The organism is Mesorhizobium metallidurans STM 2683 (assembly GCF_000350085.1).
Classification (GTDB): domain Bacteria; phylum Pseudomonadota; class Alphaproteobacteria; order Rhizobiales; family Rhizobiaceae; genus Mesorhizobium; species Mesorhizobium metallidurans.
Genome location: NZ_CAUM01000122.1, coordinates 15,523 through 35,444, shown reverse-complemented (window position 1 = coordinate 35,444; position 19,922 = coordinate 15,523). Strand labels below are relative to the sequence as shown.

At 62.4% G+C, this 19,922-nt stretch carries 18 protein-coding genes and 1 pseudogene; 10 read left to right on the top strand and 9 right to left on the bottom strand.

What is annotated here, in order from left to right; genetic code table 11:
• Window positions 1-401: 401 nt before the first annotated feature.
• Window positions 402-1,868 carry a trigger factor gene (gene tig / locus MESS2_RS20125; protein WP_040593554.1) on the top strand — a complete coding sequence of 489 codons (1,467 nt, stop codon included), beginning with the start codon at window positions 402-404 and terminating at the stop codon, window positions 1,866-1,868.
• A 286-nt stretch (window positions 1,869-2,154) separates the two neighbouring features.
• Here the strand turns inward: tig and MESS2_RS20120 are convergent, their stop codons facing one another.
• From MESS2_RS20120 to dgoD, 3 genes are all read right to left on the bottom strand, one after another.
• Window positions 2,155-2,904 carry a FadR/GntR family transcriptional regulator gene (locus tag MESS2_RS20120; RefSeq protein WP_167332455.1) on the bottom strand — a complete coding sequence of 250 codons (750 nt, stop codon included), beginning with the start codon at window positions 2,902-2,904 and terminating at the stop codon, window positions 2,155-2,157.
• Between the two features lie 65 nt (window positions 2,905-2,969).
• Window positions 2,970-3,746, bottom strand: coding sequence for an SDR family oxidoreductase (locus MESS2_RS20115; RefSeq protein WP_008876274.1), 777 nt, complete (start codon window positions 3,744-3,746; stop codon window positions 2,970-2,972).
• A gap of 42 nt (window positions 3,747-3,788) precedes the next feature.
• A complete protein-coding gene (gene dgoD, locus MESS2_RS20110; protein WP_008876273.1) occupies window positions 3,789-4,961 on the bottom strand; it encodes a galactonate dehydratase in 1,173 nt (390 codons plus the stop codon).
• Window positions 4,962-5,265: 304 nt separating this feature from the next.
• On the opposite strand from dgoD, the gene MESS2_RS20105 reads away from it, so the two are divergent.
• The 8 genes and pseudogenes from MESS2_RS20105 to MESS2_RS20070 all read left to right on the top strand — a co-directional run bounded on the left by MESS2_RS20105 (window position 5,266) and on the right by MESS2_RS20070 (window position 13,656).
• Window positions 5,266-6,243, top strand: coding sequence for a substrate-binding domain-containing protein (locus MESS2_RS20105; protein ID WP_008876272.1), 978 nt, complete (start codon window positions 5,266-5,268; stop codon window positions 6,241-6,243).
• 137 nt (window positions 6,244-6,380) lie between these two features.
• Window positions 6,381-7,430 carry a zinc-dependent alcohol dehydrogenase family protein gene (locus tag MESS2_RS20100; RefSeq protein ID WP_008876271.1) on the top strand — a complete coding sequence of 350 codons (1,050 nt, stop codon included), beginning with the start codon at window positions 6,381-6,383 and terminating at the stop codon, window positions 7,428-7,430.
• 3 nt (window positions 7,431-7,433) lie between these two features.
• Window positions 7,434-8,327: an aldose 1-epimerase gene (locus MESS2_RS20095; protein WP_008876270.1), complete on the top strand. Its 894-nt coding sequence runs from the start codon at window positions 7,434-7,436 to the stop codon at window positions 8,325-8,327.
• Between the two features lie 14 nt (window positions 8,328-8,341).
• The gene (locus tag MESS2_RS20090; RefSeq protein WP_008876269.1) at window positions 8,342-9,331 is read left to right on the top strand and encodes an ABC transporter permease; all 990 of its coding nucleotides are present in this window, start codon (window positions 8,342-8,344) and stop codon (window positions 9,329-9,331) included.
• Window positions 9,332-9,353: 22 nt separating this feature from the next.
• A complete protein-coding gene (locus MESS2_RS20085; RefSeq protein WP_008876268.1) occupies window positions 9,354-10,865 on the top strand; it encodes a sugar ABC transporter ATP-binding protein in 1,512 nt (503 codons plus the stop codon).
• 238 nt (window positions 10,866-11,103) lie between these two features.
• Window positions 11,104-11,484 (top strand): c-type cytochrome, encoded by a 381-nt coding sequence (locus MESS2_RS20080; RefSeq protein ID WP_008876267.1) that lies wholly within the window; start codon window positions 11,104-11,106, stop codon window positions 11,482-11,484.
• A gap of 59 nt (window positions 11,485-11,543) precedes the next feature.
• Window positions 11,544-12,480 (top strand): annotated as a pseudogene (locus tag MESS2_RS20075) (heme o synthase).
• Window positions 12,481-12,837: 357 nt separating this feature from the next.
• On the top strand, window positions 12,838-13,656 hold the full coding sequence (locus MESS2_RS20070; protein ID WP_008876265.1) for a DUF2189 domain-containing protein: 819 nt from the start codon (window positions 12,838-12,840) through the stop codon (window positions 13,654-13,656).
• A gap of 31 nt (window positions 13,657-13,687) precedes the next feature.
• On the opposite strand, the gene MESS2_RS20065 is transcribed toward MESS2_RS20070, so the two are convergent.
• From MESS2_RS20065 to MESS2_RS20040, 6 genes are all read right to left on the bottom strand, one after another.
• On the bottom strand, window positions 13,688-14,161 hold the full coding sequence (locus tag MESS2_RS20065) for an aminoacyl-tRNA deacylase (RefSeq protein ID WP_008876264.1): 474 nt from the start codon (window positions 14,159-14,161) through the stop codon (window positions 13,688-13,690).
• 186 nt (window positions 14,162-14,347) lie between these two features.
• Window positions 14,348-14,746, bottom strand: a complete 399-nt coding sequence (locus MESS2_RS20060) for a cytochrome C oxidase subunit IV family protein (protein ID WP_008876263.1) — start codon at window positions 14,744-14,746, stop codon at window positions 14,348-14,350.
• A 9-nt stretch (window positions 14,747-14,755) separates the two neighbouring features.
• Window positions 14,756-15,478: a heme-copper oxidase subunit III family protein gene (locus MESS2_RS20055; protein WP_008876262.1), complete on the bottom strand. Its 723-nt coding sequence runs from the start codon at window positions 15,476-15,478 to the stop codon at window positions 14,756-14,758.
• A 13-nt stretch (window positions 15,479-15,491) separates the two neighbouring features.
• On the bottom strand, window positions 15,492-16,196 hold the full coding sequence (locus MESS2_RS20050; RefSeq protein ID WP_008876261.1) for a cytochrome c oxidase subunit 3: 705 nt from the start codon (window positions 16,194-16,196) through the stop codon (window positions 15,492-15,494).
• Entirely contained in the window at window positions 16,193-17,962 is a 1,770-nt protein-coding gene (gene ctaD, locus MESS2_RS20045; RefSeq protein ID WP_008876260.1) for a cytochrome c oxidase subunit I, read from the bottom strand. The genes MESS2_RS20050 and ctaD overlap by 4 nt, the downstream gene beginning before the upstream one ends.
• A 27-nt stretch (window positions 17,963-17,989) precedes the next feature.
• Window positions 17,990-18,874 (bottom strand): cytochrome c oxidase subunit II, encoded by an 885-nt coding sequence (locus MESS2_RS20040; RefSeq protein ID WP_008876259.1) that lies wholly within the window; start codon window positions 18,872-18,874, stop codon window positions 17,990-17,992.
• A 348-nt stretch (window positions 18,875-19,222) separates the two neighbouring features.
• Here MESS2_RS20040 and MESS2_RS20035 point away from each other — a divergent pair, with 348 nt between their 5' ends.
• Window positions 19,223-19,747, top strand: coding sequence for a hypothetical protein (locus MESS2_RS20035; protein WP_008876258.1), 525 nt, complete (start codon window positions 19,223-19,225; stop codon window positions 19,745-19,747).
• Window positions 19,748-19,922: the final 175 nt, after the last annotated feature.

Here is a 19,922-nt window from a genome sequence, read left to right as displayed (position 1 = left end):
CCACATCGAGGTCATTGGCTGGCGCATGATCCCGAAAATCGAAAAATCGATTTTCGGGAAGGGTCATGCGCCAAAATCAGGGTGCTACAGCGTCCTTTGCGCCTCCAGGAGGACGCGCGGCGCCGTAGATGCGAAGATGGTTGAAAATCGGCCGCGCCTGTGACAAAAGGCGTGTCGAATGTGACGGGACGCGACGATCCGCTTCTGCCGAATGTGATAAGAAGTAGGAAAAACAAAGACTTATTCACATTTTGGAGCGTATTTCTTGAGGATTTGAACCGTGTTGGGCGGGCAAACCTTGAAGTTCCGCACCAAAAGCCATTCCCGGCAAAGATCATACCGGCAGGTTGTAACGGCAGGAGCCGTTTGGCGGCCTCATTGGTGGAAACAAAGGTTTTATGATGCAGGTCACCGAAACGCTCAACTCCGGTCTCAAGCGCGAGATCAAGATCACCGTGCCGGCCGGTGACATGGAAGCCAAGCTGATGGCGCGGCTTTCCGACGCCAGGAACAAGGTCCGCATCAACGGCTTCCGTCCCGGCAAGGTGCCGGTGCAGCACCTGCGCAAGGTCTACGGCAAGTCGTTCATGGCCGAAGTGGTCAACGAGATCCTCAACGATTCAACCCGTTCGATCATCACCGGGCGCGGCGAGAAGGCCGCCATGCAGCCTGAAGTGATCATGACCGAGGACGAGAAGGAAGCCGAGAAGATCCTGGCCGGCGGCGCCGACTTCGAGTTCCGCCTGAACTACGAGATCATCCCGGAGATCGAGATCAAGGATTTCTCCGACATCAAGGTAACGCGCCAGGTGTTCGACGTGCCTGACACCGAGATCGACGAGCAGGTCCAGCGCGTCGCCGAATCGGCGCGCAGCTACGAGCCGAAGACCGGCAAGGCCGCCGAGGGCGACCGCGTGAGCATCGACTATGTCGGCAAGATCGACGGCGAGGCCTTCAATGGCGGCGCCGGCACCGACCAGCCGCTGGTGCTTGGCTCCAAGGAATTCATCCCGGGCTTCGAGGATCAGCTCATCGGCGCCAAGGCCGGCGACGAGAAGCAGGTCACGGTGACCTTCCCGGAAAACTACCAGGCGGCGCATCTGGCCGGCAAGGAAGCCACCTTCGACGTCACCGTCAAGGAAGTCTCCCAGCCCGGCGCGCTGGAGATCAACGACGAAACGGCCAAGAATCTCGGCCTGGAGTCGCTAGAGCGCCTGCGTGAGGTGGTGCGCGGCCAGATCGAAAACCAGTTCGGCTCGATGACGCGCCAGAAGGTCAAGCGCCAGCTGCTCGACCAGCTCGATGCAGCCTATTCGTTCGAGGCGCCGTCGAAGCTCGTCGAGGCCGAGTTCTCCAACATATGGAACCAGGTCACCCGCGATCTCGAAGCCGCCGGCCGCACCTTCGCCGACGAGGAGACGACGGAAGAAGAGGCGCGCGCCGAATATATGCGCCTTGCCGAACGCCGCGTGCGCCTTGGCCTGGTTCTGGCCGAAATCGGCGAGAAGGCCGGTGTCACCGTGTCGGACGAGGAATTGCAGCGCGGCCTGTTCGAGCAGGTGCGCCGCTATCCGGCCAACCAGCAGCAGGAAGCTTTCGAATTCTACCGCAGCAACCCCGAGGCGCTGAACACGCTGCGCGCGCCGATGTTCGAGGAGAAGGTCGTCGACCACCTGCTCGGCCAGATCTCGGTCACCGACGTCAAGGTCAGCAAGGAAGAGCTGATGGCCGACGACGAGGAAACCGAGACGACCAAGGCGAAGCCGGCGAAGAAGGCCGCAGCGAAGAAGGCTGAGAAGGCCGACGACTCGGAAGAGCCCAAGAAGAAGGCCGCGCCGAAGAAGAAGGCCGCCAAGGACGACGAATAACGCGGTATTCTACCGAACTCTGAAAGGCAGCAGCCCGGGTAGGCAATTGTCGATGTTGGCGCTGCCCCTCATCCGCCTGCCGGCACCTTCTCCCCGTATAGTGACGGGGAGAAGAGGGCTGCGGCGAGCCCGGCTCCATTTCTGCAACGCCGGATGTTGGCAAAATCCCTTGCGAAGGCTTCCCTTCTCCCCGTCACTATACGGGGAGAAGTGCCCGGCAGGGCGATGAGGGGCGGCGCAAACCCAGGCGATTGCCCTGCACCCCAGCAGGGCGGCCTTTTCCTTTCTAAGCGACCTGCAGATCGTCGGCGGCGATGTCGAGCAGCCGGTTCATCGCGGCCCTGGCTCCGGCGGTGTCGCGCATGCGGATCGCCTCGAGCACGGCCTGATGCGCCGCCAAGGCCCGCGACTGCGCTTCCATCAGCCTGTTGGTGACGAGGAAGGACGCGCTCAGCGCCGCCTCCAGCATCCCGATCAACCCCTTCAGCACGACGTTGTGGCTTGCCGCGATCACGCTGCGGTGGAAAGCCAGGTCCGCCCGGCAGACACCGTCGAGGTCGTTCGGGATCGAATCGCGCATGGCGTTGAAGGCCGCCTCGATCGCCGCCAGATCGGAGCCGGTGCCGCGCCTGGCGGCAAGCTCGGCGGCGGCCGGCTCAAAGATGCGGCGCGCCTCGATCAGGCCGGAAATCAATTCGCTGTCGTTCTGGATATCCGGGTGCCAGCTCAGCACCACGGGATCGAGCAGCCGCCAGTCGTCGCGCGACAGTACCCGCACGCCGACCCGGCGCCGCGCCTCCACCAGCCCCTTTGCCGACAGCACCTTGACCGCCTCGCGCACCGAGGTGCGGCTGACGCCGAGCATGGCGCAGAGCTCTTCCTCGCGCGGCAGGACTTCGCCTGGCCGGTAGGCGCCGCCAAGGATGCGGCTGCCGAGCACATTGACCACGGAATCATGGATGCGGCTGCCGCCACCGCCTTCGCTCTCGACGCGGCGCAACGAACCGTCTTCAGCCACGCCAAAATCAGACGCCATGGTTTCCCAGCCCTTCTCCAGCCTGCAACTCATAGGCGCGACCGGCGCGCCGCGCAACGCCACCATCAGTCATGATAGAGCACCGAGCGGCCGCCATCGACGACGATGCAGGCTGCGTTGAGGAAGAGCGCCTCGTCGGAGGCGAGGAACAGCGCCGTCATGGCCACTTCCTCGGGTTTGCCGATGCGCTTTTGCGGGTGCAAATCATAGGTACGCCGCCGCTCCGCCTCGGGGTCCGGAAAAGTGTTCCAGTAATCGACGGCGGTCTGCGTCTCGATATAGCCGGGAGCGATGGCGTTCACGCGCACACCTCTGGCTGCGTAGTCGATGCCGAGCGCCCGGGTAAGGCCCAGCAGTCCGTGCTTGGCGACGGGATAGGGGAAGCAACCGGGGATGATCGAAAAACTGTGCGTGGAGGCAATATTGACGATCGAGCCGGCGCCCTGGTCGAGCATGGCCGGCAGCACCGCCTTGCTCATCCGCCAGACGCCGTCGAGATCGATGTCGAAGCAGCGCCGCCATTCGGCTTCGCTTGTCTCCAGCGGCTCGTGGAAGACGTTGATGCCGGCATTGTTGACGAGGATGTCGATCCGGCCAAAAGTCTCTTTCGCGAGCGTAGCGACAGCCTCGACGGCAGCGGTCTGGCGGACGTCGCACGGCGTAAACAGGGCGCTTGCCCTGTTTGGCGAAAGGTCCATTGCGACCGCCGCGCCGGTCACCTCGTCGATCTCGGCGATGACGACCTTAGCGCCTTCGCGGTGGAAGGCCCGGGCGATCGCCTCACCGATACCGCGCCCGGCGCCGGTTATGATCGCGACCTTGTCCTGCAGACGTCCGGTCATTTCATCCTCACCAGTGGTCCATCCTCAACCAGTGGGCCATCCTCACCAGTCGACGATCGTGCCGTCCGGCATTACGGCGTTCTGCGTGTGCAGCACCTCGGGCGCGAAGGGATGGCGCGCGCAAACCGCCTCGTCAACCTCGACGCCTAGACCGGGCGCGTCCGGCACCTGCCAGAAACCGTCGACCATGCGGATTGGACCCTTGACCACGTCGAAATACCACGGCACCGCGCCGACCATTTCCTCCTGGATGACATGGTTTGGCGTCGAAACGGCAAAATGCAGGGCGGCGACGCCGGCGATCGGCCCGAGCGGGTTATGGGGAGCGACGCCGACGCCGACCGACTCGGCATGGGCCGCGATCTTCTTGGCCTCGGAGAGACCGCCACAATGGCAGATGTCGGGCTGGATGATGCTGACCGCGCTGGCTGAAAGCAACTCGACGAACTCCGCGCGTTCGACCAGCCGCTCGCCGGTCGCCAGCGGCACCGAGGTGCGGGCGGAGAGCGCCTTCAGCCCGGCCGTGTCGCCGGGCGGCAACGGCTCCTCGACAAACATCGGCCGGCTGGGGGCGAGGGCGTCGATATAGGCAAGAGCTGCGGCAACCGACGCCGGGCGACCATGAAAATCCACCATGATCTCAATCCCGGGGCCAACCGCCTTGCGCAGCGCCTCCATCAGCCGCGCCACCTTGTCCACGTCGGGCAGCGGCGCATGGTAGTGGGTATAGGGAATGAACACTGCCTTGAAGGCACGATAGCCTTTCTCGACCACGGCATGCGCGCGCTCGACCAGCGGATCGGTCTCCATCGTCTCGTAGACGGCACGCATGTCGCCAAGGCCGAGATGGGTATAGACGCCGACCTTGTCGCGCACCTTGCCGCCAAGCAGACGCCAGACGGGCACACCGAAATGCTTGCCCATGATGTCCCACAATGCCATCTCGATGCCGGAGATCGCGCTCATGCCGATGGCGCCGAGCCGCCAGAACGACTGCTTGCGCATGACCCGGACGGCCTGTTCGATGTCGCGAGGATCACGCCCGACGATCAGCGGCGCCAGATCCTCGACCGCGCCGACCACGGCCCGGGTCTTCCATTCCAGCGTCGCTTCGCCCCAGCCATGCAGACCCGGCTCATCGGTCAGCACCTTCACGAACACCCAGTTTCGCATTTCCGCGTTGACGACGCGGGTCTCGATGCCTGTGATCTTCACTTGGGAACTCCCGCGCAATCGCTTGATAGATCATATATATATGGCACGTTAGTCGACTTTGGCGGCGGGTTCAACGCCAATTGTGGTGCTGAGATGCAGCAAATCTGACGAAAACTCGCCTCTTTGGTACCAAGAAAGGGCATTGACAGCCGCATTAAACATAGTATCTGTAAATTTGTTTGATCCGATCTAGATGTTAACGTCGATCTCGGATTGGGCAAGTCCCGTAGGAAGAGGTTGCCCGCAGTCAGATCCGGCTGCGGCGCCGCGACGGGCGCAATTCACCATCCGTTGGGAGGACGACATGAAATCCATGAAGAAGTTTGCAATCGCCGCGCTTGCGGCGGCCACGCTCGGCTCGGCGGCCGCTCCGGCGCTGGCCGATTCGACCGGCATCGGCGCCATCTATCTCGACGATGTCGGCTTCTATGCCGCCGTGCGCAAGGGCATCCAGGACGGCGCCAATTCGATGGGCAAGAAGATCGAACTGCTCGAGACCAATGCGCGCGCCGATCCCGGCGCCGAAGCCTCTTTCATCGACCGCCTGATCTCGGCCGACGTCAAGGCGATCATCCTCTCGGCCGTCTCCGCCGACGGTTCGGTGCGCGCCATCAGGCGGGCGCACGAGGCCGGCATTCCGGTCGTGTGCTACAACACCTGCATCAACGACGCCGACATGAAGAAGTATGTCTATGCCTATGCGGTCGCCGATCCGACGGAGTTCGGCCGCCAGCTTGGCGACGTCGCGGCCGACTATTTCATCGCCCAGGGCATCAAGGAGCCGAAGATCGGCGTGCTCAACTGCGAATTCGTGGAAGTCTGCGTCAAGCGCCGCGAAGGTTTTGAGGCGGCGCTCAAGGCCAAGGTTCCGGGCTACGTCATCTCGGCGAACCAGCGCGGCACCGTGCTTGATGACGCCGTGTCGGTGAGCGACCAGATGCTGTCGGCCAACCCGGACATCAACGCTTTCTTCGGCGAGGGCGGCGATGCCGGCACCGGCGCGGTGCGCACCATCAAGCAGCGCGGCCTGACCGGAAAGGTCGTCGTCTTTGCCGCCGACATGACATCCTCGGCCGCGACCGAACTCGCCGATTTCTCAGTGATGAAGGCAGTCGCCGATGTGTCCGGCCAGGGCATCGGCAAGCTGGCGCTCGAACAGGCGCTGAACGGCGCCGAGGGCAAGAAGGCCGCCGATATTGTCGTGCCCATGGGCATATCGATCTTCAAATCGGCCGACGATGCCAAGAAATGGCTCGAAACCCACAAGGACGGCCTGTCCTGATCGCATCCTCCCCAACCCATGCGATGCTGGCCGTCGCATCCCGGCGGCCAGCCTTTTCGGGAACTGACAACTTTTCGGGAAACCGACAATCTCGGATACTGCCCGCGGCCGAATGGACCGGGGTTCGGAGCGTGACCATGCCAAAGATGCTTGCCGCCTATCTTCCAGGCAATTCCACCGTCGACCTGCGCGAAATCGATCGTCCGAAGCCGGGCATCGGCCAGGTGCTCCTGAAGATGAAGGCGTCCGGCATCTGCGGCAGCGACATCCACTACATCTACCACAAGCATCTCGGCGACGATCCGCGCACGTCCTATCAGGGCGTGGTGGCGGGGCACGAGCCGGCGGGCCAGGTTGTCGAGCTTGGCGCCGGCTGCCGGCATTTCAAGCCGGGCGACCGTGTCGCCGTCTATCACATTTCCGGCTGCGGTTTCTGCCGCAACTGCCGCAAGGGGTTCCAGATCTCCTGCACCGATCCGCAGCGCGCCGCCTATGGCTGGCAGCGCGATGGCGGCCATGCCGAATACCTCGTCGCCGACGAGCGCGACCTCGTGCACCTGCCTGATACACTGTCCTACCGCGACGGCTGCTTCATCTCCCGCGGCGTCGGCACCGCTTACGAGGCCGTGCTGCGCGGCAATGTTTCGGGCAGCGATGCCGTACTCGTCGTCGGCCTCGGGCCGGTTGGCATGGCGGCGCTGATGCTGGCCAGGGGCCGTGGCGCACGCCTGGCCATCGGTGTCGATACCCAGCCCGATCGGGTCGAGACAGCCAGGAAGCTCGGCCTGCTCGATCACGGCCTGGTCGCCGGGCCGGACGCGCTCGGCGCCATCAATGAATTGACCAAGGGCGGTGCCGCGGTCGCCATCGACTGCTCGGGCAATCCGCGCGGCCGGGTGCTGGCGCTGCAAGCGACGCGCACCTGGGGGCGCTGCGTCTATATCGGCGAAACCGGCAAGGTCGAGTTCGACGTCAGCGACGACCTTCTGCACCGCCAGCGGACCGTCTACGGTTCCTGGGTGACCAGCGTCCACAATATGGACCAGTGCTGCGAGGATCTCGACGCCTGGGGCCTGCACCCGCACGACATCATCACCGATGCCTTCCCGCTGGAAAAAGCGCCCGAGGCCTATGCGCTGATGGCCGGCGGACGCTCCGGAAAAGTCATCGTCGAATTTCCGGACTGAACGATGGCCGATATCGAAATCGCCAACGAAGCGCTGAGCCTAACCGTCACCACGACCGGCGGAGCGGTCTGGCGGTTCCTTTCGCTTTCGGGCGGTGCGGAGATGCCGCTGTTTCGCGAGCCACCGCAAGGATCGGACCGAGAAGCGCTGAAATCGGGCTGCTTTCCGCTGGTGCCTTTCGGCAACCGGGTGCGCGACAATCGCTTTTCCTTCGACGGCCGTGAATATTGGCTCAAACTCAACATGGACTGGGACAGGCACTATCTGCATGGCGACGGCTGGACCGGCGAATGGCAAATTGTCCGTCACACAAGCACCGAGATCGCACTTGCGTTCGGCCATCGCGGCGATGGCACACCGTACGCCTATGATGCCGAGCAGCGCTTTTCGCTTGCCGGCCCCACACTGACGACGACACTGTCCGTCACCAACCGCGGTGACATCGCGCTGCCGTTCGGCCTCGGCTGGCATCCATATTTCCCGTTGACGAAAGAGACCACGCTCAAGGCGGCCGCTCGCTCCTATTGGGATGAGGATCCCACCTGGCTGCCGACCGTGGAGCATCCGGTCGCCGGCGATATCGACTTCTCCCAGCCGAGCCGCCTGCCGCGCCGCTGGGTCAACACGGTTTTCGAGGGCTGGAGCGGCAAGGCGAAGATCGACTGGCCGCAGCGCGGGATTTCGCTGGCGATCGATGCCGATCCGATCTTTTCCCGCTATCTGGTCTTTGTCTCAGATCCGGCCTTCGATGCCGGCTACGACTATGATTTCTTTTGTTTCGAACCGATGAGCCACAGCGCAAACGGGCATAACATGCCCTCCGGCGGCGGGCTGGTAAGGCTGGCACAGGGTGAAAGCCTCACGGGTTCCGTTCGCTACACTTGCCACCGGCCCTGACGAGGAAGATTGGGATGAGCGCGACCACAACCAACCATCGGCGCGGCTTTCGCCTGTTCGCGCTCGATATAAACGAGATCGGCCTTATCGTCATCCTGCTCGTCCTCTATTTCGGTTTCGGTGCGACCACCAACGGCTTTCTGTCTGCCAACAACCACCTCTCGCTGCTGCGCGACGCTGCTTCGATCGCGATCGCCGCCTGGGCAGTGACGCTGATCATCATCGCCGGCGAGATCGACGTCAGCGTCGGGCCGATGGTCGCCTTCACCTCCGTCTGCCTCGCCTTCATGCTGAAGGCCGACGTCAATGTCGCGCCGGCCATCCTGGCAGCGCTCGCCATCGGCGGCGCGCTCGGCACCTTCGCCGGATCGTTGCGCGCCTATTTCGGGGTGCCGTCCTTCGTCGCCACGCTCGGCCTGTGGAGCGCGCTGCGCGGCATGTCGTTCTTCACCACCAACGCGCTGCCCGTCACCTTTCCCGACAACGCCTTCCTCGACATTCTTGCCGACAACATGTTCGGCATCCCCAGTTCGGCCATCGTTATGCTGGTGCTGTTCGCCATTTTCTCTTTCGTCAGCCAGAAGACCGCCTATGGCCGGTCGATCTTCGCCGTCGGCGGCAACGCCAATGCCGCGGAACTGTGCGGCATCAACGTCGCGCGCATTCGCGTGCTGATCTTCACCACGTCGGGCGTGATGGCAGCACTTGCCGGCGTACTTTTGACCGCGCGGCTCGGCTCCGGCAATGCCGGCACCGCCTCCGGCCTCGAATTCGACGTGATCGCCGCCGTCGTCATCGGCGGCACGGCGCTGTCGGGGGGGCGCGGCTCAATGCTCGGCACGCTGCTCGGCGTCTTCGTCATCACGCTGATCGGCAACGGCCTGGTGCTGCGCGGCATCAATCCGTTCTTCCAGGAAGTGGTGCGCGGCGTCATCATTGTCGCCGCCGTGCTCGCCAATATCCTGGTCACGCGCTATCGCGAACACCGCATTTTTGGCGCTTGACGCAAACCCGGGAGGATCAGCCATGCAGACCGCCCGCCAGCAGGATCCGCAGCCACTGGTCGCGGCGGTGCGCGGCGCGACCAAGCACTATCCCGGCGTGCTGGCGCTGGACGATGTCGATTTCGAGATCGGCCGGGGGGAAGTCCGCGCCCTGCTCGGCAAGAACGGAGCGGGAAAGTCGACGCTGATCCGGCTGCTGACCGGGGCCACCGTGCCCGACAGCGGCGAGGTCACGATCAACGGCGCGGCGCTGACCGGTTCCGGCACCCAGCGCACGGTCGAAGCTGCCAGGCTCGGCGTGCGCGCCGTCTATCAGGAACTCAGCCTGATTGTCGGCATGAGCATCGCCGAGAACCTGTTCCTCGGCCGCTGGCCGTCCAGCATGGGCGTACTTTCCCATGGCGAAATGGAGCATCAGGCGCGCGAAACGCTGGTCCGGCTCGGGCTGACGCTCGATCCGCGCCGGCGCGTGGCGACGCTGAGCCCGGCCGAACGACAGCTCGTCGAGATCGCCCGCGTCATGATCGGCGAGCCGAAGCTCGTTGTCCTCGATGAGCCGACCAGCTCGCTCGCGGCCGCCGAGGTCGAGCTCCTGTTCAAGGCCGTGCGCAGCCTGGCTGCTGCCGGCATCGCGGTGATCTATGTCAGCCACCGCATGAGCGAGATCCGGCAGATCGCCCAAGCAGCCACGGTGATGCGCGACGGCAAGGTCGCGGGCACCGTCAAGGTCGCCGGCGCCGACACCGCCGAGATTATCCGCCTGATGCTTGGCCACAGCGAACAGGAGGATCGGCTGGTCGGCGCGGCGAGGGGAGGCGATACCGTCCTGTCGGTGCGCGATCTTGCCGTTCCGCCGAAGCTTTCAGGTGTCTCGTTCGATCTGAAGCGTGGCGAGGTGTTGGGTTTTGCCGGCCTGCTCGGCTCCGGCCGCACCGAACTGCTGAGGGCGATCGGCGGGCTCGATGCCGTGCGTACCGGCACCGTGCTGCTCGATGACAAGGACATCACCCGCGCCTCCTATGGCGAGCGGGTCAAGAGCGGGATCGGCATGACGCCGGAAAGCCGCAAGGAGGATGGTATCGTGCCGCTGCTCGGCGTCGACGAGAACACCGTCGCCACCGACTTCTCGAAAGTGGCGGTGAACGGCGTCATCTCGGCATCACGGATGGCGGAAGCGGCAGGCGACATCATCCGTCGTATCGGCATCAAGACGGCGCGTATCGACACGCCCGTCGGCACACTCTCGGGCGGCAACCAGCAGAAAGTTGTGATCGGCCGCTGGGTCTATGCCGGCAGCCGTATCCTGCTGCTCGATGAGCCGACCCGGGGTGTCGATGTCGAAGCGAAGTCGCAAATCTACGCCATCGTCCGCCAGCTTGCCGCGGAGGGCAAAAGCATCATCTTCGTGTCCAGCGAGATCGAGGAACTGCCGAAGGTCTGCGACCGGGTCCTGGTGCTGAAGGAGGGGAACTTCGTGCAGGAATTTTCCGCACCCGGGATCGAGACCGATGCGCTAATGGCCGCCTGCCTTTAAGGGCGACGATGCGGAAGACTCCAAGAAGTGGGCAGCACCTGAAAAGCTGCCAAGAGACTGAATGACGCGGCATGATTGACTTCTGCTATCTGCCGGCCAGATTCTGTGGTAAGTAAATGCCGCAATTACTGGGAGGAGAAGCGGATATTCCGCTTCGTCAAGAAAGGCGCATGCCGGCTCAAGCATCGGCGCGCGCAGATCGTCCAAGGCATATTTTGACGATCGGTGAGGAGATACCATGCGCGCAACTGCGTTTTTCGCCGTCGTGTCCGTTGCGACCTTTATCACCGGCCAAAGCCAGGCACAGGATGCCGCGGCGGGTGAGAAGGTCTTCACCAAATGCAAGGTCTGCCACGTCGCGGACGAGGACAAGAACAAGGTGGGTCCATCGTTGAACGGCGTCATTGGCCGGACGGCCGGCACGCGTCCGGATTTCAAGTATTCCGAAGCCATGATCGCGGCCGGCAAATCGGGCGTTGTATGGGACGAGCCCACGCTGACGACCTATCTTCAAGATCCCAAGGCCATGGTCAAAGGCTCGAAGATGGCGTTTCCCGGCCTCAAGAAGGACGAAGACGTCGCCAATGTCATCGCCTATCTGAAGCAGTTCTCAAAGTAACTTGGCTCTTCCGTCGTTCAGCCGGCCAGGTTGCCTGTCTCCATCGGTGGTCGCTTGAAATGTCGACTAGGGAAAGCCGTCTCAACGATACCGGCATCCGCATCTCGGAAGCGACGGCCGCCGATTTCATCGCGCTTCTGAAACCACGGGTCATGGCCCTTGCTGTCTTTACCGCTTTCGTCGGCCTGATGGTGGCGCCCGGCGTGACAAACCCGGTCATCGCCGTGATTGCAATCGGCGCAATTGCGGTAGGGGCGGGAGCCGCCGGCGCACTCAACATGTGGTACGACGCCGATATCGACGCGTTGATGTCGCGCACGTCAAAGCGGCCGATCCCGTCAGGCCGCGTCACGCCAGGCGAAGCTCTCGGCTTCGGTCTGGTGCTTTCCATACTTTCGGTCATGACGCTCGGCGTGCTGGTGGGCTGGCTTGCCGCATCGCTGCTCGCCTTCACCATCTTCTTCTATGTCGTGATCTATACGATGTGGCTGAAACGCTCGACGCCGCAGAACATCGTCATTGGCGGCGCCGCGGGTGCGCTTCCTCCGGTCATCGGGTGGGCGGCGGCCACCGGCGGCATCGGCATTGAAAGCTTCATTCTGTTTCTGATCGTATTCCTGTGGACGCCGCCGCATTTCTGGGCGCTCGCACTGTTCAAGGTCGGTGATTACGCCGCGGCCGGTATCCCTATGATGCCGAACGTCGCCGGAGAGGCATCGACCAGAAAACAGATCCTTGCCTATTCGCTGCTTCTGGCGCCGGTCGCCGTGCTCCCCTGGGCGTTCGAATTCGCGAGCGGATTCTACGGGATCGTTTCGGCTGCATTGGGCGCGGGGTTCATCTGGCACGCATGGAAGATTCTGCTCGTTCCCGACCAGGAGATGAAACTCGCCAAGGCGCTGTTTGCCTATTCGATTTTTTTATCTTTTCGCGATCTTCGCCATGCTGCTTGCCGACACCATTGCGGTGCGGGCGGTCATGTCAGCCGGAAATTGACCGCACGACCGATGGTTCGGAGTACCCGCCGCATCAAGCCCGGCGGTTGCCGCACGGAAGACGCGGTTCCCGGACTCATATTGGCAGCGCACAGAATCCCAGCAGCAGCAGAATAACTATGCCGAGGCCCATTATCAGAACAGTCTTTCCGTCCATGAGCTTTACCTTCGACCCACAAAGGATATCGAAGAAAGGCCTCCAGAGCTAGCCTGATGACGTCTCTGACAAAGGGCGACAAATCTCTCGCAAGAGAGTAAGGTGATCATGGTGCAGGTCGCGGTTTTGCGTGGCCAGTCACGCTGAACGGCAGCACCATGAAACTCGCGACCTCGCCGGACCTGGTCTGGAGGAATGGTGATGGCAAGCTTTCACGTGATAGCAGGCGCCAGCGAGACGCTGGAACATACGAAAATCAAAAAGATCGGTGTTTCCGACCTCTTCGACGCGCTCAGGCGCGGCGTCGACGATTTCATGGTCAAGCCCTCGCATATTGTCTTTCTCTGCCTGATCTATCCGCTCGTCGGCGTCGTGCTCGCGGCCTGGACATCGGGGGCCAACGCGTTGCCACTGCTGTTTCCGCTGGTGTCCGGCTTCGCGCTGATCGGCCCGTTCGCGGCGATAGGCCTCTATGAGATAAGCCGCAGGCGGGAGGCCGGGCTCGATACGTCCTGGCGGCACGCTTTCGAGGTCAGGAACTCTCCGGCGTTGCCGGCGATCGCGGCGGTCGGGATCATGCTGTTTGCGATCTTCATCACCTGGCTTTTGACGGCGCAGATGTTCTATCAATATCTCTTTGGCCCGGCGCCGCCTGAATCGATATCCGGCTTCATCAATGAGATATTCGCCACCGGACGCGGCTGGACGCTGATTATCCTCGGGCACGTCATCGGCTTCGTCTTCGCCGTGGTGGTGTTGTGCACAACGGTCGTCGCCTTCCCGCTGCTGCTCGACCGCGACGTTGGCGCCTACGAAGCCATCCACACGTCAGTGCGGGCAGTGCTGGCGAACCCGATCACCATGGCTGTCTGGGGACTGATCGTCGCCGTCGCCCTGATCATCGGCTCGGTGCCGGTGTTCGCTGGGCTGGCAGTCGTGCTGCCGATCCTCGGTCACGCCACCTGGCACGTCTACCGCAAGGTCGTGGCGCAGCCGGCGTCCGCCAGACCAGCAAGCTGAAGTCCTTCCTTGCCCATCGGCGACAGAGCGTTCAGTAGGCCGGGTGGCTGAAGCGGGCCTGGCGTGCATCCATGGTCAGGTTGCGGAAATCCTTGCCGCTGACATGCACCAGCGTCCTGTGGTCGCCGCCTTCGAAATAGATGTCGGCGGCATCGCCGAGGCTTTCGTCGAGGATCACCGGCACATCGTAGGCCGCGCCGATCGGCGGAATGGCGCCGGTGTCGCAATCCTGGAAGAGCAAAACCACCTCATCTTCGGAAGCGAGGCCAAGACGCTTGTCCATGATGCTCTGCAAAGCGCCGAGTTCGATTCTGTGGGTGCTGGGAACCACGGCCAGCGCGTAGCCAAGCTCGTGGTGAACGACCACCGATTTGGCCATTATGCTGCCGGGCACATGCGCGGCAATGGCGGACTGTCTGCTTGTGGACGTACGATGGTGTTCGACGGTGTCGTAGGAAATTCCCTTCTCGTCGATAAAGTCCTTCAGTCTGGCTGCGATGGTCATCTTGGGCGTCCCTTGCTGGAGTTCGCGACGCATTGCGGAAACGAGGCGATTGTTGCCCTGCTGGCGTTTTCCGATACGAACAAAATGGATCAGCCGCTGGTTGTTTCAAGGTGAGGTAGCCAGCGGCAAACAACATCTTCGACGCCGGACCGGAGCCGCCGACACAAGCCGGACCTGGGTAGCACGTCAGGGGCCGGCGCCGAAGAAGGACGTCCGCGTGAGAAGTGTGTAGTCCGCTTCGAAGACCATCATTGCCACGAACACCAGCACCAGCACCGGCGGCAGGATGATCGCATAGGTCAGCGCCAGCCGCTCCCAGGCCATATGCATGAAAACGGCGACGATCAGCCCTGCCTTCAGCATCATGAAGATCAGGATCAGCGACCATCTGAGATAACCGTGGACGCCGAAATAATCGACCATGTAGGAGCAGGCGCTGAGGATGAACAGCCATGCCCAGACCACCAGATAGAGCTTGATCGGGTGCTCCTGATGGACATCCGCATCGGCGACGCCGGTCGCTGGTGCTTCATGCGCAGCGTGAAGTGCGTGTTGCCCTAGGCCGTTTGCGGTTGCTTCAGCCATATCTGCCTCTCACCAAAGATAGAAGAACGCGAAAATGAACACCCAGACCAGATCGACGAAATGCCAGTAGAGTCCCATGATCTCGACATTCTCGTAGTGGCCCTTGCGGCTGGTGAAGAAGCCGGGTCGTCCGGTGTCGTAATCGCCGCGCCAGACCTTTCGCGCCACGATGACCAGGAAGATCACGCCGATCGTCACATGCGTGCCGTGGAAGCCGGTGATCATGAAGAAGGATGAGCCGAACTGCGCAGCGCCCCAGGGGTTGCCCCATGGCCGCACCCCCTCGGTGATCAGCTTGGTCCATTCGAAGGCCTGCATTCCGACGAAGGTCGCGCCGAGCACCGCAGTCAGAAGCATCAGGATTGCCGTTTTGCGACGATCGCGGCGATAGCCGAAATTGACAGCCATGGCCATCGTTCCGCTGCTCGAGATCAGCACGAAGGTCATGATGGCGATGAGTATCAGCGGGATGTCCGAGCCGCCTATGCGAAGGGCGAAGACCTCGCTCGGGTTGGGCCACGGCACGCGCGTGGACATGCGGGCTGTCATGTAGGAGAGCAGGAAGCAGCCGAAGACGAAGGTGTCGCTGAGCAGGAAGATCCACATCATGGCCTTGCCCCAGGACACGTTCTTGAACGCGCGCTGATCCGACGACCAATCGGCGGCGATGCCTTGCCAGCCGGCGGGGCGGGGCTCCGTTTGGCCGCTATGCGTCAGTGTCGTCTCCGTCATCAGCCTGATCCCCTTAGGTCAGCAACTGTCGGCAAATGTCGATGAACGTAGCCGCCCAGCCGGACAGAAGAGCGAAGATGGCGAGCCAGACGAAAAGCAGGAAATGCCAATACATGGCGCACAATTCGACGCTGAGGCGAAGCCGCTCTGGCGGCGCTCCGTTCCAGGCGTGGGCGGCTGTTCTGCCCAGGCCCACCAGCCCGCCCAATATGTGCAGGCCATGCAGCCCGGTGATCAGGTAGAAGAAACTGTTGGCCGGATTGGAGGCCAGCAGATAGCCGTCTTCGGTCAGTTCCCGCCATGCCATGAGTTGCCCGATTAGGAAGGCGAGGGCCGTGAGCCCAGCCGTGGCAAGGCCGAGCCTGACCGTGCCGATCTGGCCCTTGCGTGCGGCGACAGAGGCGCATTGCAGCGCAATGCTGCTCAGAACCAGCACCCCGGTGTTGAGCCAGAGCAGGCGCGGGACCGGCAGCGGCCGCCAGTCCGACAGCGCCATGCGCATGAAATAGGCGCTGGCGAACAGCGCAAACAGGCAGCCGACGACGGCGAGGAAGACGCCGAGGCCGATCTTGGCGGTCGGCAGCGTCGAGCCTTCCATGCCGACAACGTCCCCAATCACACCTTGCTCCAGCCAAGGTTTCGCCATCAGCCGCTGATGGGAGAGCCACCATCCGGCAAAGCCGATGATCACGAGCAGGAAAACCAGAACGACGCTCATGCCGGCTCCTTGGAAAGACCGAAGGACCCTGGCACGTTTTGCGGGATAAAGTCCTCCTTTGCGCCCGGAACGCTGTAATCGTAGGCCCAGCGATAGACGATCGGCAGATCCTTGCCGAAATTGCCATGGGCCGGCGGCGTCTGCGGCGTCTGCCATTCGAGGGTCGTCGCGCGCCATGGATTGCCGCCGGCCTCCCGGCCATGGCGGATGCTCCAGATCAGATTGAACAGGAATACGATCTGCGCAAAGCCGACGATGAACGCCATGATGGAGATGAACGAATTCAGATGCTGCGCCGACTCCGTCATGACGGTCATGTCGGTCAGTTCGTTGTAGCGTCGCGGCACGCCCATCAGGCCGAGATAGTGCATCGGGAAGAAAATCAGATAGGCGCCGAGGAACGTCACCCAGAAATGGAACTGGCCCAGCGTCTCGTTCAGCATCCGGCCGGTGACCTTCGGATACCAGTGGTAGATAGCCCCGAAGATCACAAGGATCGGCGCGACGCCCATGACCATATGGAAATGGGCGACGACGAACATCGTGTCCGAGAGCGGAACGTCGACGACGACATTGCCGAGAAACAATCCGGTCAACCCGCCATTGACGAAGGTGACGATGAAGGCCAGGGCAAAGAGCATCGGTATGGTGAGGTGGATGTCGCCGCGCCACAGCGTCAGCACCCAATTGTAGACCTTGATGGCCGTCGGAATGGCGATAATCAGCGTCGTGGTGGCGAAGAAGAAACCGAAATAGGGATGCATGCCGCTGACATACATGTGGTGTGCCCAGACCACGAAGCTCAGCGCGCCGATGCCGATGATGGCCCAGACCATCATCCGGTAGCCGAAGATGTTCTTGCGCGCATGGGTGCTGATCAGGTCGGATACGATGCCGAAGGCCGGCAGCGCGACGATGTAGACCTCGGGATGGCCGAAGAACCAGAACAGGTGCTGGAACAGGATCGGGCTGCCGCCGCCGCGCTGCAATTGCTCACCCATCTCGACGATCGCGGGCATGAAGAAGGAGGTGCCGAGCACACGGTCGAACAACATCATCACGCAGGCGACGAACAGCGCCGGGAAGGCAAGCAGCGCCATGACGGTCGCGGTGAAGATGCCCCAGACCGTCAGCGGCAGGCGCATCAGCGTCATGCCGCGCGTGCGGCCCTGCAGCACCGTCACGACGTAGTTCAGGCCGCCCATCGTGAAGCCGATGATGAACAGGATCAGCGAGACCAGCATCAGGATGATGCCCCAGTCCTGGCCGCCTGGCGTGCCGGTCATGATGGCTTGCGGCGGGTAGAGCGTCCAGCCGGCGCCGGTCGGCCCGCCGGGCGCAAAGAAGCTCGACACCAGAACCAGCACGGCAAGCAGGTAGATCCAGTAGCTCAGCATGTTGACATAGGGGAAAACCATGTCGCGCGCGCCGACCATCAGCGGGATCAGGTAGTTGCCGAAGCCGCCGAGGAAGAGGGCGGTGAGCAGGTAGATCACCATGATCATGCCGTGCATGGTGATGAACTGATAGTAGGCTTCCGGAGTGATGAAGTCGAACGTGCCGGGGAAGCCGAGCTGCAGCCGCATCAGCCAGGACAGCACCAGAGCGACCATGCCGATTGCCGTCGCCGTCACCGAATACTGGATGGCGATGACCTTGGCGTCCTGCGAGAAGACATATTTCGTCCACCAACCGTGCGGATGGTAGAGTTCCACTTCAGCGACTTCGGCAGGCGGGATGGCATCTGCAGGCGTAATGTCGACCATGGAAACACCTCCGTGTCCTTTCAGTGTTCAGCGAGCCTCGACTGTTTCGAGCCTTGCCGAAATTTTCGAACCTGACGCCGTAGTCTCCCTCGGCGTCTGGTCTACGGAGCCCGTCTGCTGGGGCGCCGACAGTTCCGCGAAAGTCTGCTGTTCACCGAGCCAGGCCAGATAATCCTGCTCGGTGTCGACCATGACCACGCCACGCATCAAAGGATGTCCCTGGCCGCAAAGTTCGGCGCACAGAACCTGGAAGGTTCCGGTCTTGGTCGGGGTGAACCAGAAATAGGTGACCGAGCCGGGGACCATGTCCATCTTGGCGCGGAATTCCGGCACATAGAAATCATGCAGCACATCGATCGATCGCAGCAGCATCTTGACCGGCTTGCCGACCGGCAGGTGCAGATCGGCCGCCTCGACGACGACGTCGTCCTGGCCATTGGGATCGCTGGCGATCACGCCCAGCGGATTTTCAGGCGTGACGTCGCGGGTGTCGGATGTGCCGAGCTTGCCGTCCTTGCCGGGCAGGCGGTAACTCCACTGCCATTGCTGGCCGACGACTTCGACCTCGGTCGCGTCGCTCGGAACGTTGATGAAGCGGCTCCAGACGAACAGGCCGGGAACCAGCAAGGCGGTGACGCCGGCCGCGGTGACCACCGTCAGCCACCATTCGAGCCGTTTGCTCTCCGGTTCGTATGCCGCCCGGTTCCCTTCCCGATGACGGAAGCGGAAGACGCAATAGGCCATGAACAAGACGACGGCGGCGAAGACGACGCCGGTGATCCAGAAGGTAATGATGATGGTGTTGTCGATATAGTCCCAGTTCGAGGCGATCGGCGTCCACCACCATGGGCTCAGGAAGTGAAACAACACTGAGCCCACGACAATCAAAACGAGTACAAGCGCTATGGCCATGTCCCGTTCCTCCCGGCATTCCAAGGGGCACGAAGCCGTCCCGGTAAATGCCGATTGCATCATAGCTTGATTTGCCGTCGAAATTCCAGTGCGGTCTTCCAGTAGACCGAAAAAGCCATAGCAATGATGTGGAAGAACCTGGGAAGGCTATATCGAAGAACACGGTGCCAAGGATGCCGAATAAACGCGGCGTTGTAACGAACGCGAAAGGCCGCTCTTGAGGCCGCCTCTTTTCGTTGTGGCGCTGCGGCAACAGGCATCCGGGCATTGAGGGGTTGCGGCTGGCGATACGGAGCCTTGATCATTATCTGCGCTGTGTTGCAAAGCGCAGGGCTGCTGGAGGCATCGTTGAGGCTACTCGTTGGTATCGGAGGCGCGGTCGCCACGGCATTGCTGCTTGTCTCGGTCTGCGGCGTTGCCCAGGCCGGCGCCGCGCTCGACAATTGGCGGTTTGACGAGAGCAGCGACGGTCTGGTCACGGCCTCGCTCTATGCCACCAACAAGCTGATCACCGGCGGCGGCGCTCTGAGCTACAGCCCGGTGCTGACCATCGCTTGCCGCAAGGACGGTGAACCGCGCTGGAGCGAATGGCTGCATGTGAACGATGCCGTCTCGGCCAGAGGCACGATCACCATGTCGGTGACCGCCGACCAGGGCAAGAAGGTCAACGAAAGCTGGTCGGTCGGCACGCGCGGCAGGATGCTGGTTCGAGATGGGGCCGACGGCGTCAAGCGCCTGGTTTCGGCGAACCGGTTGCTGCTGTCCTGGCGGTTCGGGCTGCTGTCGGGGCGAGGCGAGGCCGATTTCGACCTTGCCGGGGTTGAAGAGGCCGTTGGCCAGATCGCCGGCACCTGCAATGCGGAATTGCCGTGAGCACGGCAGCGGGCAGGGCTACGTGAGGAACGACAGCCGTTCGAGTGCTGAAGGCGATCGTACAAACAAACCTCCGGCAAATTGAATTTCATTTTGAATTCAATGCGCTCTAGCAGGCCGTTGAAGAAGTGCTGGCGCGGTTGTTTGGAGCGTGATTCACTGCTTGCCGAACGAT